The sequence below is a fragment of the Chryseobacterium tongliaonense genome (assembly GCF_041224435.1).
Classification (GTDB): domain Bacteria; phylum Bacteroidota; class Bacteroidia; order Flavobacteriales; family Weeksellaceae; genus Chryseobacterium; species Chryseobacterium tongliaoense.
This window is the reverse complement of record NZ_JBGFFD010000007.1, coordinates 204213-221277: the sequence shown is the minus strand read 5'-3', so window position 1 is coordinate 221277 and position 17065 is coordinate 204213. Positions and strand designations below refer to the sequence as shown.

9 protein-coding genes are annotated in these 17065 nt (G+C 38.1%); 5 read left to right on the top strand and 4 right to left on the bottom strand.

Translation table 11 applies throughout. The features are described 5' to 3' along the window. Window positions 1-71: 71 nt before the first annotated feature. The gene (locus AB8P06_RS15600) at window positions 72-2210 is read right to left on the bottom strand and encodes a S46 family peptidase (protein ID WP_369843138.1); all 2139 of its coding nucleotides are present in this window, start codon (window positions 2208-2210) and stop codon (window positions 72-74) included. Window positions 2211-2470: 260 nt separating this feature from the next. Here AB8P06_RS15600 and AB8P06_RS15595 point away from each other — a divergent pair, with 260 nt between their 5' ends. Further along, window positions 2471-2953, top strand: coding sequence for a copper resistance protein NlpE (locus tag AB8P06_RS15595; protein WP_369843137.1), 483 nt, complete (start codon window positions 2471-2473; stop codon window positions 2951-2953). Between the two features lie 30 nt (window positions 2954-2983). On the opposite strand, the gene AB8P06_RS15590 is transcribed toward AB8P06_RS15595, so the two are convergent. The 3 genes from AB8P06_RS15590 to ligA form a co-directional block, all read right to left on the bottom strand. Continuing rightward, window positions 2984-3628: an MgtC/SapB family protein gene (locus tag AB8P06_RS15590; protein WP_369843136.1), complete on the bottom strand. Its 645-nt coding sequence runs from the start codon at window positions 3626-3628 to the stop codon at window positions 2984-2986. 119 nt (window positions 3629-3747) lie between these two features. Further along, window positions 3748-6033 (bottom strand): DUF7619 domain-containing protein, encoded by a 2286-nt coding sequence (locus AB8P06_RS15585; protein WP_369843134.1) that lies wholly within the window; start codon window positions 6031-6033, stop codon window positions 3748-3750. Between the two features lie 107 nt (window positions 6034-6140). Then, window positions 6141-8144: an NAD-dependent DNA ligase LigA gene (gene ligA, locus AB8P06_RS15580; RefSeq protein WP_369843132.1), complete on the bottom strand. Its 2004-nt coding sequence runs from the start codon at window positions 8142-8144 to the stop codon at window positions 6141-6143. 244 nt (window positions 8145-8388) lie between these two features. On the opposite strand from ligA, the gene AB8P06_RS15575 reads away from it, so the two are divergent. From AB8P06_RS15575 to AB8P06_RS15560, 4 genes are all read left to right on the top strand, one after another. Further along, window positions 8389-11472 (top strand): TonB-dependent receptor, encoded by a 3084-nt coding sequence (locus AB8P06_RS15575; RefSeq protein WP_369843130.1) that lies wholly within the window; start codon window positions 8389-8391, stop codon window positions 11470-11472. A 67-nt stretch (window positions 11473-11539) separates the two neighbouring features. Continuing rightward, window positions 11540-12283 carry a glycerophosphodiester phosphodiesterase family protein gene (locus AB8P06_RS15570; RefSeq protein WP_369843128.1) on the top strand — a complete coding sequence of 248 codons (744 nt, stop codon included), beginning with the start codon at window positions 11540-11542 and terminating at the stop codon, window positions 12281-12283. A 314-nt stretch (window positions 12284-12597) separates the two neighbouring features. After that, the gene (locus AB8P06_RS15565; RefSeq protein WP_369843126.1) at window positions 12598-15570 is read left to right on the top strand and encodes a SusC/RagA family TonB-linked outer membrane protein; all 2973 of its coding nucleotides are present in this window, start codon (window positions 12598-12600) and stop codon (window positions 15568-15570) included. Between the two features lie 11 nt (window positions 15571-15581). Continuing rightward, the gene (locus AB8P06_RS15560; RefSeq protein ID WP_369843124.1) at window positions 15582-17033 is read left to right on the top strand and encodes a SusD/RagB family nutrient-binding outer membrane lipoprotein; all 1452 of its coding nucleotides are present in this window, start codon (window positions 15582-15584) and stop codon (window positions 17031-17033) included. Window positions 17034-17065 lie beyond the last annotated feature (32 nt).

Sequence of the window (17065 nt, the reverse complement as noted above, 5' to 3'; positions counted from 1 at the left end):
AATAAAAAAGAATCTATTTAAATTCTCAAATGATTATCTAAATAGATTCTAAAAGGGTATCGTTAAGGAAATTATTTTACCACTTTCATTTCATCGATCAGCCATTTAGAATCGGCAAATTTATCGATGATGAAAAGGATATATTTCGTATCTACCATAATATTTCTGCTGAAACGTGGGTCATAATTGATATCACTCATCGTTCCTTCCCATTGTCTGTCGAAATTTAATCCTACAAGGTTTCCGTAGGCATCAAGAGCCGGACTTCCCGAGTTTCCTCCCGTTGTATGGTTGGTTGCTGTAAATCCTACCGGAACATCACCTGTTTTATCTTTATAAATTCCGTAATCTTTTTTGTTGTAAAGATCAATCAGTTTTTTAGGAACATCAAATTCATAATCTCCGGGGATATATTTTTCAATTACTCCCGCCAGATGTGTTTGATAATCATAAGAAACCGCATCTCTCGGACTTGAACCTTTTACTTTTCCGTAAGTTACACGAAGCGTGGAGTTGGCATCCGGGAAGAATTTTCTGTCTTTATCCGTTGCCATCTGCTGAGCCATAAAGGTTTTCTGCATTGCATCAATCTTCGTCTGAATCGACGTAAACTGAGGATCGGCAGTTTTCATATACGTTTCCTTGATATTAGTGAATAGCTGGTAAACAGGATCTTTTTTCAGTGTTTTGATTAATTTGTCCTGATTAGAAAATGCCTTATCAATATCTGTACTTAAAGAAGCTCCGTTTACTGCAGTTCTACCTGTAATGAGGGAGTTTTTAGAAATTTCTTCTATCGTCGGGATATTCTGCGTTTCGTTTTTGTATTTGTCAAATCCTGCAGGTAAGAATTGTGGTGCTGTTTTATTGGCATATAAAGCCAGCAATTTGGCTGTTACCTTAGCATCCAGTTCTGCGCTGTAGTCTTTGTAGAAAGAAGTTAATCTGTTTTTAAAAGCAGTCGTTCCTTTTTCATCCATTCTTCCCGCTTCCACAGCAGTGATGTAGTTGGAATAAAGATTAGCAAGCATCAACGTTTCTGCATTTCTGATCACCTCAGAATAATAAGCGTTGTTTAATGCAAAAGGAGCCTGATCGTTATAAAGCTTGTTCAGCTGGTCTATAGTCGTTTTAATCTCAGGGTTTTTAGATACCAGAGAACTTTCATACATTACTTTTTTCTCAACGGCATTCGATTTTTTAAGGCCTTCTACCTCACCGATCCATTTTTTCCAGTAATTGGCTACCGATGCATATTTTGAAGCATATTTGATACGCGTTGCGTCGTCTGCACGCATTCTTTCGTCTAACGTTTTTAAAGCGACATCACGTACGGCGATTCTTGCAGGATCAATTTCCTTCATGATCTTTTCCACAGCGATGGCAGGAAGGTATTCCGTAGTTCTTCCCGGGAATCCGAATACAAAAGTAAAATCATTTTCATTTTTATCTTTCACGGAAACCGGAAGGTAGTGCTTCGGTACGTATGGGATATTATCTTTGGAATATTCTGCAGGCTTATTATTTTTATCTGCATAAATTCTGAACATGGAAAAATCTCCGGTATGCCTTGGCCAAACCCAGTTATCGGTATCGCTTCCGAATTTTCCGATGCTTTGCGGTGGTGCGCCAACTAAACGTACGTCTTTATAGGTTTCGATCGTATAAGCATAGTACTTATTTCCGTAATAGACCGGTTTTACAGAGATAGACTGATACGGCTCAATTTTCTGAGCATTTTTATAGATCTCAATATTGTTGTTTATTTTTTTTGAAAGCTCAGGTTCCGTAAGGTTGTCTGTCCCTTCTAAAATTTGATTGCTAACCTCTTTGATATCTGCGATAAAATCTACTGTTACGCCCGGATTCGGAAGTTCCTGTCCCATGTTTTTGGCCCAGAATCCATTAGATAAAAGATCATTTTCAACCGTTGAATGCGCCTGGATCTGTCCGAAGCCGCAGTGATGGTTGGTTAATACCAAACCTTTCGGTGAAATGATTTCGGCAGTACAGCCGCCGTTGAATTGTACTACAGCATCTTTTATGCTTGCTTTCTGAGGGTTGAAGATGTCTTTTGCAGAGATTTTCATTCCCAGATCTTTCATTTCCTTTTCATTAAGCTCTGTAGGGATCCACATTCCTCCATATTGCTGTGCAAACGCCATCGCAGCCGGCAAAAGAAATACAGATAAAAGTATCTTTTTTGTCATAATCAAAATTTTGCCCCAATTTACGAAGAAAAATTTAATGATCGGTGACAAGTTTGGTTGAGAGTGTATAGTTGAGAGAGAGGCCGGAGGTTAGAAGCTGGAGGATGGAAGTACTGTATCCGCTATAATAGGATATTATCTAACTTTAAAGCCTAAACCCTAAACCCTAAACCTTAAACCCTGAACTATACACTCTCAACCAATATCCTCCACTGGCTTAATTTTTGTTTCCTAAAACCCAACCCACTTAATTACTTAATATGAAACATTCAATTCAAATTTTAGGAATAGCAGCAATGGCTTTTATGGCTTCGTGCTCACCTAAAGAAAAGCCTCAGGAAGTAATTCCCAATCCGAAAACAGATCCTATGGCGATCCAGACACCGATGGATACTACTTCTATAGCGGTTGCAGATGATGCACATAATTCTCAGAACTCCCTAGACTGGAACGGAACTTATGAAGCAGTAGTACCATGTGCGGACTGCCCCGGAATAAAAACGACTCTGACCTTAAATAAGGACAACACTTTCAGTATTACCGAAGAATACCTGGAAAGAAAATCTAAAAACGAAGATAAAGGAAGCTTCGAGTGGGATTCTACGGGAAGCATCATCACTTTAAAAGGGAAAAACGCGAATTATAAATATAAAGTGGGCGAGAATACACTCACTCAACTGGATCTTAGTGGTAAACCGATTGACGGGCCCAACAAAGATTTATATGTTTTCAAGAAAAAATAAAGGCTGCCGGCCTTTATTTTTTTGTCTTTTTTAAAATTGATACGCGATTATTTTCTTATCTCCCATCAGACTTTTAATAAGCTTTTCATGATGGCTGTTTTTTCCTGTCAGCCGCCATATTGTCGCCAGGTTTCCTTCAGAATATTGCTGCCTCATCATCACATGTTTTAAATGATGCTGTCTGAACAGGCTTTCGCAGTATTCAATAGATTCTGAATCTGAAACGGAAATTTTATATTCCCTGATCTTATGATTGTTATCGATAAAATTTTGAAGATAGTTAAGAGAACTTAAAATAAGTAATATAAGAGCAGTTCCCAAAAGTAACAGATAAACATAGCCTGAACCTACTGCCATTCCTATCGATGCGGTTGCCCAGATCGTAGTTGCAGTGGTAATGCCATCGATTTTATTATCGCCTTTAAAAATAACGCCTGCTCCCAGAAACCCGATTCCGGTAATGATATTGGCGGCAAGGCGGTCCGGATTTCCCACTCCGATTTTTATGGAAAGAATGGTAAATAAGCAGGCCCCGAAGCATACCAGAATAAAGGTACGCAACCCTGCAGATTTGTTCCGGTATTCACGTTCTGCACCTATTAAAATGCCGAGAAAAACGGAAATAAATATCAGCAGTAATTCATTTTGTATAGAATGGTCCTTTAAAAATTCCATCTTTTAAATTTACTTAGAATAAAATTACGATAAAATCTTTTATCATCAATATATCGGGTTGTATTTGATAAAAAAAGACCGCCCAAAAAGGCAGTCTTTTAATTGTATACGACAGGTTTTTAATTCTTAATGAATTTCTGTGTAATGATTTCATCTTTTGTAAATAATTTGATTATATAGTTTCCTTTAGTAAGCCCGGAAACCTGAATTGAATTATTTTTTACTCCTGCTGTCATGATAATTCTTCCGGAAGCATCATAAATATCAGCTTTCAGAATTTCGCTTTTCGATTGGAAAGACAGTTCGTCTTTTGCAGGGTTCGGATAAATTGAAACGGTATTATGTACATTGTTTACTTCTGAAGTCGCCAAAACATTCTGTACGCTTGTTGTATACGTATTTGTAATAATAGGCGCATTGTAATCAAAATAGATATCAGCTTTATTACTGAAGCTGTCACCGATGGTCAGTGTAGATTTTGTTTTGATCTTGAAAGAAATATAGCCGTCATTATTGGCATTATCAAAAGGAAGCTGGATACTTTCAAAAATAAATTCCACCACATTCGGATTAGTAATTCTTGTCATAAAGTTATGGCTTCCAGATAAAGGTCTCAGGGTAGCAATATCAAATTTTGAAGTATCAATAATATCTTTTACCACAATGTTTTGGGCATTTGCCGTTCCTGTATTTTCAAATCTGATCAGATAATGAACATAATCCCCAACCTGAGCCTGAGTGATGGAAGCGCCTTCCAGACAGGTTTTATCATTAGGATCAAAAGAATTTACAACAGTTTGATTTAATGTAAATGTATTATCTGCAGGGGTTTCATCCGCTGCTCCGGTGATTTGGATTGTATAGTGAAGGATATCTCCGCTGTTTAAAGCCGGAGTTTGGGTTGGAGTATTTAATGTAAATGATACTGTTATTTCTTTGGTCTCAAAGGGTAGGAGGTTGGTGAAATTCCAGTTCAGAACTCCGGTTGATTGCGAGTTTGGATTTACTGTTGCGGTTAAATAATCCATTAGATTATCATTATAATTGAGCGATAAAGTTCCGGACTGTACTTCTGTTCCTTTATTTTTGTAAATGATCTTATATTTTGCATTAAAACCTGGTCTTGCCACAGTGATTGGGATAATCAGAACTTCAAGATCATTGTGCGTTCCGTTTGCAGATATACAGAAGTTTTGGGTAAGAGGGCTTGTTTGAGCAGGAAAACTTGCGGTTATACTTGTTGGAGAAATATTAAAATAAGTAGGGTTTTCTAATACAGGTGTAATGGTATGATTACCGGATTGAACAGGAATTGAATAATTTCCTGAAGCGTTAGCGATCATATTTCCGGAATTAATGCTATTTGTTATTGAGAATTTTTGAAACGCTTTTGCAAGATCATTAATGTCACAACCATTGTTATCAGAATCATATTTTGTGCTTCCCTGAATTGTGTAAAAATTTCCTCCGGGAGTGAAAGAGCAGTATGAGTTTAGTACAACATTAAGCTGATTGTAAGAATATAACAGAGCATTTATCATTCCCAGCTCAAAATCATCGACACATATATAAGTTAAATTCGGTGTGTTTGAAAAATATGGAATTGCTCCCTGGGTATAGTTATGTTTTCCGTTCTTAATATTAAAGTTTATAAGATTAGGATTATAAGAGAAATTAAAATTACCAAGCTGTGTGAGCTGTCCGGCATCGATTGTAGTGAAGAGATTATGGTCAATATATAAATTTATCAGGCTGGGAGCCTCCCCAAAAGGAATTGTAGTAAGCTTATTATTTGAAGCAGAAATATTTAGCAGGTTATTATTGTTATTTAAAATTAATGTTGTAATTAAATTATTATTACATTCTAAAGTGACCAGATTGGGGAAATTAGAAATATCAACTGATGCTAACTGATTTCCGCTACATGAGAGACTCTGTAAATTTGGAGTGTTGATAATTGAGAAACCGGTAAGTTGATTATTATTGAGAGATAAAGCCTGCAGGCTGCTTAAATTACTAAGAGAAAGAGCCGTAAGATTGTTGTCGGCTACATGTATAGATTGGATATTGGGTAATCCTGTTATTTGAAGATTTGTCAAACCATTATTAAAAGCATTTAGCATTGTAAGATTAGTGAACTCATTAATACCTGTAAGATCGGTAATCATGCTACCCGCCTGGCTGGAAATGTTTAGTTTATATACATTCAATGCTTCTGAAACCTGAATTTCATTATCCCCATTTGTATCAATTACAATGCTTTGGTTGGTACTGTTCATGGCAATACCATTTGTTGTGTTTGCCGATAGAAGTTTTGCTTTAAAGAGCGGATCCGGAATGTTTACGATTTGTGCATTAAATGCAGAAAACAAAATCATAAAAATGATTAAGTAGATTTTCTTCATGGATGTTTAGTTTATTATTTAAATTCTTTCTTAAATGAAAAAAGCAAAAATAAACCATTAAGTTAGTATCTCAATGGTTTGTTTTAAAGTTTATGTTAATGATTTCATTATTTTTCAATCAGATCGAGAAACTGTTGCTCATCTAATATTTCAATGGTCCCGATATCCTGAGCTTTCTTTAACTTGCTGCCGGCTTTTTCTCCAACAACCAGAAAATTCAGATTTTTTGAAACCGCAGAAATATTTTTCCCGCCATGTTTTTCTACCATTTCTTCAGCTGATTCTCTTGTAAATAAAGACAGTTTACCGGTAAAGAGAAATGTTTTTCCTTCTAAAACATTCGATAAAACCTCATTGGTGCTTTCTCCTTTTTCAAGCTGAACGCCGTAAGATTTTAACCTTTCGATCATTAAAATATTCTCGGAATTGGCAAAGAAATCAACAATGCTTACAGCGATTTTAGTTCCGATATCTTCTACCTGGCAAAGCTCTTCTACCGTGGCATTTTTCAGTTCCTCAATCGTAGGGAAGTTTTTAACCAGTTTCTTGGCAACGGTTTCTCCTACGTGTTTTATTCCGATCCCGTAAAGCACTTTTTCAAATGCGATTTCCTTGGATTTTTCGATTCCTGAAATAATGTTTTGTGCTGATTTTTCTGCCATTCTTTCTAATGGGAGAAGCTGCTCTTTTGTTAATGCATAGAAATCTGCAGGGTTTTCGATCAGTCGTTCCCTGTATAGCTGCTCGATTGTTTCGCTTCCGAGATTTTCAATATTCAGGGCTTTCCGGGAAACATAGTGGATCATTCTTCCGACTACCTGTGGCGGGCAATGAAGCTCATTCGGGCAGAAGTGGATGGCCTGGTCTTCTATTTTTACCAGCTCAGTGCCACATTCGGGACAGTGTTTAATGTATTCGATTTCTTTACTTTCAGGAGTTCTTTTTTCCGTATTGATGCCGACAATCTTCGGGATAATCTCACCGCCTTTTTCCACATACACGGAATCATGCTCATGCAGATCCAGCTTTTTAATAATATCTTCATTATGGAGAGAAGCTCTTTTTACAATGGTTCCCGCCAATAATACAGGCTTCAGGTTGGCCACAGGAGTAATGGCTCCGGTTCTTCCCACCTGGTAAGAAACGCTTTGAAGGTCGGTTTCTACTTTTTCAGCTTTAAATTTATAAGCCATTGCCCAGCGTGGGGATTTTGCGGTATAGCCAAGCTGACGTTGCTGTTTCAGAGAATTAACCTTCAATACAATACCGTCAATTTCAAAAGGAAGATGATGACGTTCCGTGTCCCAGAAATTAATAAATGCCTTTACCTCATCCATTGTGCTGCAAAGTTTGGCCTGCTGTGAGGTTTTGAATCCCCAGCCGTTGGCTTTCTGGAGCAGCTCCCAATGGGTTTCTGCAGGAACTTCTTCTGAAATATATTGATACAAAACAGATGAAAGTCCGCGTTTTCTTACCTCGCCGCTGTCCTGCATTTTTAAACTTCCGCTTGCCGTATTTCTCGGATTCATAAACGGATCAAGGCCTTCTTCTTCACGAAACTTATTGATTTTATCAAAGTTTTTTCTGGTAAGATAGATCTCGCCACGCATAAAAAAATGATTCGGGAAGTCACCTTTTAAAGTTAAAGGGATGTCGGAAATTGTACGGACGTTGGCTGTGATTTCATCTCCCTGAAATCCGTCTCCGCGGGTAACTGCCTGTACCAGTTTTCCGTTTTCGTAAAGAATTGAAATGGAAGCTCCGTCATATTTTAATTCAGCAACGAATTCTACAGGATCATCGATGGTCTTGATAATCCGTTTTTCCCAATCTTCAAGGTCACCAAAATCATAGGAATTATCCAGAGAATACATTCTGAATTTATGCTGGATGGTAGGAAAAACTTTTGTGATTCCTCCGCCTACACGTACAGTAGGAGAATTGTCATCATGAAACTCCGGATACTGGGCTTCAAGATCCTGAAGATCTTTCAGTAGCAGATCGAATTCAAAATCTGAGATGGTGGGCTCATCCAGTAAATAATAATTTTCATTATGCTGATGAAGCTCCCTGCGAAGCTGCTCTATCTTTTGTTGAATATTTTCGGACATTGCTGTTTCTTTCTTTTAGGCAAAAATAGCTAAAGTAACGACATCTAAAAAATAAGATAATTAAATAGTCTGAGAAAATTAAAATTGTGTAATATGATATAATAAACTGATTGTATTAGCAATAAGTTGAATGTTTAAAAATGAGTTAACATAGTGTTATGATTTAATTGAATAAATGTTAAAATTCCCTTAAACACCGGACGGTAAAAGTCAGGATACCTTTGCATCTAGCTAATTTGAAAAAATGAGAAAAGTAAAGATTGTCTTGGGATTATTGTTCTTAAGTTTTGGAACACTGGCTTATGCGCAGACTACGCAGGCTTCTATTTTGGGTAAGGTTACCGGTACCGGTAATACAGTCCAGGAAAAAATGAAAGTAACGATTGTTAATGAGTCAACAGGTTTCAGAACTGAAACAGAAACCAATTCAAAAGGGGAATATATCTTCAAAGAGATTCCTCTGGGAGGGCCTTATACGGTGATTGTAAATGATGAGAAAAAGGAAGGCTATACGGTGAACTTTGGTGACCAGGTAACGGTAAACATGAGTCTGGGCGGAAGTGAAAAAGTTATCGAAGAAGTAGTAGTTGTAGGAAATCTTAAAAATAAGATCGGAAATTTGGGAGCAGCAACTGCTATTTCTGCTAAAAACATCGGGGTTTTACCGGTAAACGGAAGAAATTTCACCAGTCTTACCGATTTATCTCCTTTAAGCGGAAAAGGCGGGAATTTATCCGGGCAATTGGGATCTTCCACCAATTTTACAATTGACGGAATGAATGCCAAAAACCCTACTTCAGCAGGATCTACAACAAGCCGTAGTGGTGCCCCTTTTTCCATTTCAATTGAAGCGGTTCGTGAATTTAAAATTACCACCAATCAATATGATGTGACGTTGGGAAGAAGCGGTGGTGGAACCATAAGTGCGGTAACAAAATCCGGAACCAATAAATTTTCAGGAAGTGCATGGGAATACCTGAGAACAGGTTGGCTATCCAGTAAATATGATATCAGGGGAAATGAGAGAGTCAATGATTTCTCTACATCTCAGTTCGGGTTTTCATTAGGCGGGCCGATCATTAAAAACAAATTACATTTTTTTGCGGCATGGGATCATCAATTGGATTCAAGACCATTGATTATTGCAGATGTAAGAACGAAAGACGATGCATTGAGATTCAATGTAACCAACGAAACGCTTAACCAGGTTTTAAGCATCGGAAGGGCAAAATACGGAGTAGGAAACACACCGCAGTTCGGGAGCTTTGATAAAGTGAGAAACTCTGACGCGGGATTCTTACGTTTAGACTGGCAGATCAACCCTAAAAACTTATTGACTTTAAGAAACAATTTTACTTACGATTTCAATAAAAACGGTTTAACAGATAATACTGCAATCAATTTCTTCGAATCTTACGGAAACGACAGAAACCTTGATAACAGCTTATTATTAACGCTGAGATCCAATTTAAAGCCTAATCTTACCAACGAATTAAAAGGGCAGTATTTATATACCTACCAGAACAGCTTCCAGAATGATGAGCTGGGGCGTCCGGTTCCGAGAGCTATTGTAGAACGTGTGCCGTCTACCATTGAAGGCATCAACCTTGCAACCAATATTCAGATGGGAGGTCACCGTTTCGGGCAGGAGAGCTTTAGAAATAATGTCTTCCAGATCGTTGATAACTTATATTACAATACAGACAAAATTAAATATACTTTCGGGGCAGATCTGATGTATACGCACGCCAAATCGATCTATGGAAGTGAAGTAAACGGTAGATTCCAGTTCCTGGGAATTGATAATTTTAGCAACCTTACCCCTTACAGATTTTACAGGGAAGTACCTTTGGTAGAGGATCCTTCCGTGAAATCCAGCATCTGGAATATCGGAGTTTACGGTCAGGTTCAGGCTAAAATTGCAAAAGGACTTGATTTGATGGCCGGTTTAAGATTAGATTACGGCGGTTATCCGAAAGCTGAATTTAATCAGAAGTTGTATGACGAAATGGGAATCAGAACGGATAATAATATTAAATCTTTCATCATCCAGCCGAGATTTCAGTTTGACTGGAATATCAATGAAGGAAATAAAGATTTCGTGAAATTCGGTGCCGGAATTTTCTCTTCCGATATCAATAATTATATGGTCATCAACAACCTTGTTTTTGACGGTAGACATCTGGCAACAGTAGATGTTAATCCTACAGCCATTGGCCTTACTCCGGATTTTGCAAGCTATAGAAATGATTATGGAACGGTTCCTACACTTTCGCAATACCAGCTTCCTACCATCAATTATACTGGTAAAGATGCAAAAATTCCGATCGTTTATAAAGCAAACATTTCATATACGCACTTCTTTAACGAGAGATTCAGAGCGGGTGTGGCGGCATATGCAGCTTTGGGAAGAAACAACTATTTCTACTATGACAGAAACATGGTGGCAAATCCTTACTTTACATTGGACAAAGAAGGGGGAAGGGGCGTTTTTGTGCCTTTAAATACAGTTAATGCCAACGGAACCGTAGACTGGAAAGCTGGAAGAATCAACAAGAATTTCGGAAGAGTATTGGAGCTTGTAAGTGATGGTAAAGTCAATCAGTTCTCATTCGTATTTGATACAAGTTACCGTTATTACAAAGACGGTGAGATCACGGCAAGTTATACATGGTCTGATATTAAAGACAATACTTCATATAATGGAAATGTGGCCAACTCTGCTACTTTATCGACGATGATTCAGAGTGACCCGAGAAATTTGAGAATGAGCTATTCGGATAACCAGTTCAGAAATAAAGTAGTGTTATATGGAAACTCACCAACTATTGCCGGATTTATCGTGGGGATCAGGTATTCAGGAATCGGAGGAACGCGTTTCTCAATGACAACGGGAGGTAACGTTAACGGAGATTTCGTAGATTCCAACGACCTTGCATACATCTTCCCGAATCTTACCCAGACCTTAATTGATAATCCTGAAGTAGGAAAAGCATTGAAAGAATATATTACCGACTATAACAACAAAATTGCAGAACGTAACGGTGGTAAAAACGGATTCTACGGAGTTTGGGACATTCGTATTGCTAAAAAATTAAAGTTCCAGAAGATCGGTGCATTTGAACTGTCTGTAGATATTTTCAACGTAGCGAATATGCTTAATAAAGAATGGGGTGTGAATAAATCTTACGGAAATACCGCATTATACAGAATTACAGGATTTGATCAGGCAACCAAAGAATTTAAATACAGTTTGAATACCAGTGGTTTAGAGCCTTTATCAGGGAATCCTTACCAGATTCAGCTGGGGGCAAAATATACTTTTTAAAAATTAAACATTACCTTTATGTAAAAGTCTGTTAAAGGCTTTTACATTTTTAATATCAGATTATATTATGAAAAATTTTATCTTAGGGTTAGCAGTTTTAAGTACAGTTTTAATGAAGGCACAAACCCAGATTATCGCACACAGAGGCTATTGGCAGACACAGCCGGCCACAACGGAGAATTCACTGAAGTCATTGGAAAACGCACAGAACCTGAAGATCTACGGATCTGAATTTGATGTGAGAATGACGAAAGACGGAGTTTTAGTGGTGAACCATGATGAGCATCACGGAAAAATGGAAATTTCAGAAACCGATTTCAAAGAACTGAAAAAGCTGAAATTATCAAACGGTGAAGATTTTCCCACTTTAAAAGACTATCTGAAGCAGGGAAAGAAAGATAAATCACTGAAACTGATTGTTGAGATTAAGCCTGACAAAACGAAGGAAAAAGAAGATGAATTGACCGCAAAAACGATCAAAATGATTAAAGACATGAAGCTTGAATCTCAAAGTGAGTTTATTTCTTTCAGTTTAAATATCTGTAAGGAAATCAAGAAGCTTGAACCGACATTTAAAGTTCAGTACCTGAAAGGAGAATTATCTCCGGAACAGATCAAAAATGAAGGCTTGGACGGTATCGATTATCATTACAGCATTTTCCAGAAAAATCCAACCTGGATTTCTGAAGCCAAAGCTTTAGGTTTAATTACCAATGCATGGACGGTAAATGATGTAGCCGTTTCCGATGAATTAAAAGCTCAGGGAATAGGATTCATTACTACCAATATTCCGGATCAGCTAAAAAAATAAATAAGTTTAAATTTTTTCTTACAACTTATCATTTCTAAAGCTTGCCTTTTAAGGGCAGGCTTTTTTTATGCAATGTGCATGCAAACAAAGATTAGCCAATTATTTTATCAGAAAAAGACAATAAAGATAGATTAATATATTATGCTACTCATATTAAAAATACTTAATTTTTTTAAACACTTGTTTATCAAACCTCTATCAATTATCGTTCATACTAAATTCATATTGTGTTTAATAATTATTTAATAAATGTTAAAACCGTGTTAAAGCCGTCCTCGTAATGTCGCTTTAATTTTGCACAAACAAAAAAGGATATGCGTAAAGAGACACAGAAACTGATGGTTTTGTCACTGTTGGGATTAGTAAGCGTCAATTTGGCGGCTCAGCAAACAGCTAAGAAAGACACTATTAAAAACATCGATGAGGTTGTAGTAACGGCTTTAGGAATCAAAAGACAGGACAAGTCTTTAGGATATGTTGCGGAAACCATAAAATCTGAAGAGATTTTAAAAACCCAGAATAACAACTGGTCTCAGGCTTTGGAAGGAAAAGTGGCAGGTCTTAAAATACAGACTGCCGGTGCCGGGCCTTTGGGAAGTTCACTGATCAAGCTGAGAGGAGATATTTCCATGAATATGGATCAGAATAATGCTCTGATCGTAGTAGATGGAGTTCCTTTAAGCAATTCAACAACAGGAACCGGTTTTTCTGCATATGGAGCAGGTGCCAAAGCCGATTTACCGATTGATTACGGAAACGGAATCAACAGCATCAATCCCGATGACATTGAAACGATAACCATTCTGAAAGGATCTACTGCTGCAGCTTTGTATGGTTCCAGAGGAGCGGGCGGTGCAGTAATGATCACCACAAAATCCGGGAAAACTAAAAAAGGAAAGATACAGGTTACCCTAAACTCCTATTCAAGCTACGATACCGTACTGAAATGGCCGGATTACCAGTATGAGTACGGGCAGGGGACCATGCAGAAAGATACCAACGGGAATTACTTCTATTCTTACGGAGCTTCAGCAGATGGGATAAGTACAGGCGGAACAAGTAGTGCTTTCGGACCCAAATTCGCGGGCCAGTACTATTTCCAGTATGACCCGACATTGGAAGGGCAAAGTGCCGAAAGAAAACTGTGGAGGCCTTACAAAGACAATATCAAAGGTTTCTGGCAAACGGGGACCACATTCTCCAATAATATCGCTGTAGAAACTTCCAATGAAAACACATCTTTCAGATCATCATTAACGTATCTGAAAAATGAATGGATGATGCCGAATACAGGTTTTGACAGGTTTAATGCCGCACTTTCATTTGACCATAAGATCAGTGAAAGATTAAAAGTAGGTGTTAAATTCAATTATAACAAAACCAAGAGTGATAACCTTCCTGCAACAGGATACAGTAATCAGTCCATCTCTTATTTCATGATTTTCCAGAATCCGAATGTGGATCTCGCATGGTATCAGCCGATCTGGAAGAAAGATAAATACCAGGTTGATCAGATTCACCCGTTCAGCTCATATATCGATAACCCTTACATGATTGCCTATGAAATGCTGAACGGAGTAGATAAGAATTTCATTACGGGAAATGTAAACCTTAATTATAAGATTGCGAAAAACTTTGAAGTGATGTTCAGATCAGGAATGGAGCTTACAAATGAAGAACGTACCCAGCAAAGACCATGGAGCTCTGCGAACTATCTTCAGGGGATGTACAGGGAACAGCACATTAAGCAGATGGATTTGAATAATGACTTGTTATTCACGTATAAAAATACCTTTAAAGATTTTGATTTCAGTGCATCAGCCGGGGGAAATATCCGTTACTCAGAATACACGATGTATGATTACATGGCAGACGGGCTTCTTAAGCCGGGCGTTTACACCCTTCCGAACGGTATTGCCAATATCACAAAATTTGCAACGCCAAGTGACAAGCAGGTAAACAGTGCATACGGTTTGGTGACATTAGGCTATCAGAATAAAATTTTCTTAGACCTTACCACCAGAAATGACTGGAGCAGCACCCTTCCGAAAGATAACCGTTCTTATTTTTATCCGTCTGCGGGAATGTCTTTCATTCTTTCAGAAATATTCAAACTCAATTCAAACCAGTTTAATTATTGGAAGCTAAGAGCTTCCTGGTCAAAAGTAGGAAACGATACAAGTCCATATAAGCTTATTAAATACTATAACAACAGTGTTTTCTCAGGATCCGTTGAAGCGCCGTCATTATATCCGAACCCGAATCTTAGACCTGAAATGCTTACCAATATAGAAGCAGGTATGGATTTCAGCATCATTAAAAACAGGATCAGTTATTCCATTACTGCCTATCAGAACAACTCCAAAGATCAGATCGTGGATATTCCTGCCCTGTATGAAACAGGTTACAGCAAAAGAACGATCAATGCAGGGGAAATCAGAAACCGTGGCCTTGAAATGACCTTAAATACTTTCCCTGTCAAAAATAAAAACTTCTCATGGAGTGTCAATGCAAACTGGTCGATGAACAGGAATAAAATCCTTTCTCTTCCGGATGAATTCCAGGGACAGCCTTATACTTTAGGAAGTGTAGGCGGAGTCGTATATTATAACGCTGTTGTTGGGGGCTCACTTGGAGATATGTACGGTTACGGATTAATGTATTCGCCGGATGGGCAGGTAGTTTACGGAACTGACGGATTAACGGCCAAACCTACTGAAATGAAGAAAATAGGAAACGCCTACCCGAAATGGAGAGCAGGCCTTCAAAACGAATTCAGATATAAAAACTTTACAGTGAGTTTCTCATTCGACGGACAGTACAAAGGAATGGCCTATTCCCAGTCGCATCACAAAATGACGGAACAGGGGAAGCTTGAGCATACCCTGATCGGAAGAGATAATCCTAACGGTTTGATCGTAGGAGAAGGTGTGGTGCAAAATCCTGACGGGTCTTATTCTCCCAATACAAAAGGAGTTGCTGTTTCAGCTTACTACGCAGATTATTACAGAAGAGCCAACGTGGAAACCAATTCATTTGACACCTCTTTCATCAAGCTTAGAGATGCCAGAATATCTTATTCTTTCCCGAAAAGTGTAACGGAACAATTAAAACTAACGGATCTGTCTTTAGCATTATTCGGAAGAAACCTTTGGATGTGGACGAAGTTCCCGCTATTCGATCCGGAAGCTGCTACCCTTAATGACAGTCAGATCACTCCGGGAGTTGAAATGGGACAATTGCCAACAGCCAGAACAGTGGGAATCCAACTTAATGTTAAATTTTAAAATTTGAAATCATGAAAAAATTACTATTCAATATATTATTAATTTCAGGTATCGGCCTGGTTTCGGTTTCTTGTGACAGAAGCCTTGATGAAGTAAACATTGACGAAAGCAGGATAAGCGATCCGGTAGCCGCTAAATTACTGGTGCCTATCCAGTACAATATGGCTTCAGTGAATTATATGAGAGCCAATGATTTTACATTCGATATCATGCAGGTTTCTCTTGATTTTCCCAACGAAGGAAACTCACTGAGCCGTTATTACCTTACCGAAAATACAGGAGCAGGTTTCTGGAATAACTCATACAAATGGCTGAAACAGGTGAAAGACCTTAAAGAAGCGGCTATTGGAGAAAAAGATGCAAATTATCAGGCAATTGCAATGGTTTTAAACGCCTGGATTTATTCCAATCTTACAGATACTTACGGAGATGTTCCGTTTTCACAGGCAGGAAAACTTGATGAAGGAATTACTCAGCCGAAATTTGATAAGCAGAAAGATATTTATGTTCAGTTATTGGACGATTTAAAAGCAGCCAATACTCTTTTTGTTACCAATAAGCCTCTTACCGGTAGCGATCTTTTCTACAAAGCGGAAGCAGATGCCAACGGAATTACCAACTGGAAAAAATTCTGTAACTCACTTTCATTAAGATTACTAACAAGGATTTTAAAGAAAAACGGGGAAGTGAATGTTTACGAAAGAATCCAGGAAATCGTAAATAATCCTACAACATATCCCGTGTTCCAGAGTAATGCAGAAACAGCAAAACTGAATATTACAGGGGTTTCACCACTTCTTCCACCAATTGCAAGACCTCAGGATTTTACAACGAGCAGAGCGGCTTCTGAATTTTTTGTTGAAACTTTAAAAGCCAATAATGACCCGCGTTTGTCGATGTTTTTTGGCCAGGCCAAAGATATCCCTACCCAGCAGAATATTGGCTATAAAGGAGCACCTTCAGGTTATGCATTCGGAACAGTATTTACATATCAGCCTTCCAATATGAACCAGAATTTAGCAAAAGCACCATTGAATATTCTGATTTATCCTTATGCAGAATTACAGTTCACCCTTTCCGAATTGGCCAATAAAGGAATCATTCCCGGAAGCGCGCAGACTTATTATGAAAACGGGGTTAAAGCGGCAATCGAGCAATGGGGAGCTACAGTTCCTGCCAATTATTTTGCTAACCCGAATGTAGCTTACAACGGAACATTAGACAGGATTATGCTCCAGAAATATGTTGCTTTGTTCTTTGTAGATCAGCAGCAGTGGTTTGAAAAAAGAAGAACCGGATTCCCGGTACTTCCAAACAACGGCGGACTTTTAAACAACGGAAATCTTCCGCAACGATTGATGTATCCTCCCAATCCAAAGGTTTTAAATACGGCAAATTACCAGGCTGCCGTTCAGCAGATGGGTGGAGATAATATCAATATCAAAACATGGTGGAATCAATAATCAATCACAAATAATTTAAAATACGATCATAC

Excerpts from the sequence above, each read along its gene's own strand:
- AB8P06_RS15590 (WP_369843136.1), bottom strand. The coding sequence starts at position 3,628 with ATGGAATTTTTAAAGGACCATTCTATACAAAATGAATTACTGCTGATA.
- AB8P06_RS15585 (WP_369843134.1), bottom strand. The coding sequence starts at position 6,033 with ATGAAGAAAATCTACTTAATCATTTTTATGATTTTGTTTTCTGCATTT.
- AB8P06_RS15565 (WP_369843126.1), top strand. The coding sequence starts at position 12,598 with ATGCGTAAAGAGACACAGAAACTGATGGTTTTGTCACTGTTGGGATTA.
- AB8P06_RS15600 (WP_369843138.1), bottom strand. The coding sequence starts at position 2,210 with ATGACAAAAAAGATACTTTTATCTGTATTTCTTTTGCCGGCTGCGATG.
- AB8P06_RS15595 (WP_369843137.1), top strand. The coding sequence starts at position 2,471 with ATGAAACATTCAATTCAAATTTTAGGAATAGCAGCAATGGCTTTTATG.
- AB8P06_RS15570 (WP_369843128.1), top strand. The coding sequence starts at position 11,540 with ATGAAAAATTTTATCTTAGGGTTAGCAGTTTTAAGTACAGTTTTAATG.
- AB8P06_RS15560 (WP_369843124.1), top strand. The coding sequence starts at position 15,582 with ATGAAAAAATTACTATTCAATATATTATTAATTTCAGGTATCGGCCTG.
- AB8P06_RS15575 (WP_369843130.1), top strand. The coding sequence starts at position 8,389 with ATGAGAAAAGTAAAGATTGTCTTGGGATTATTGTTCTTAAGTTTTGGA.
- ligA (WP_369843132.1), bottom strand. The coding sequence starts at position 8,144 with ATGTCCGAAAATATTCAACAAAAGATAGAGCAGCTTCGCAGGGAGCTT.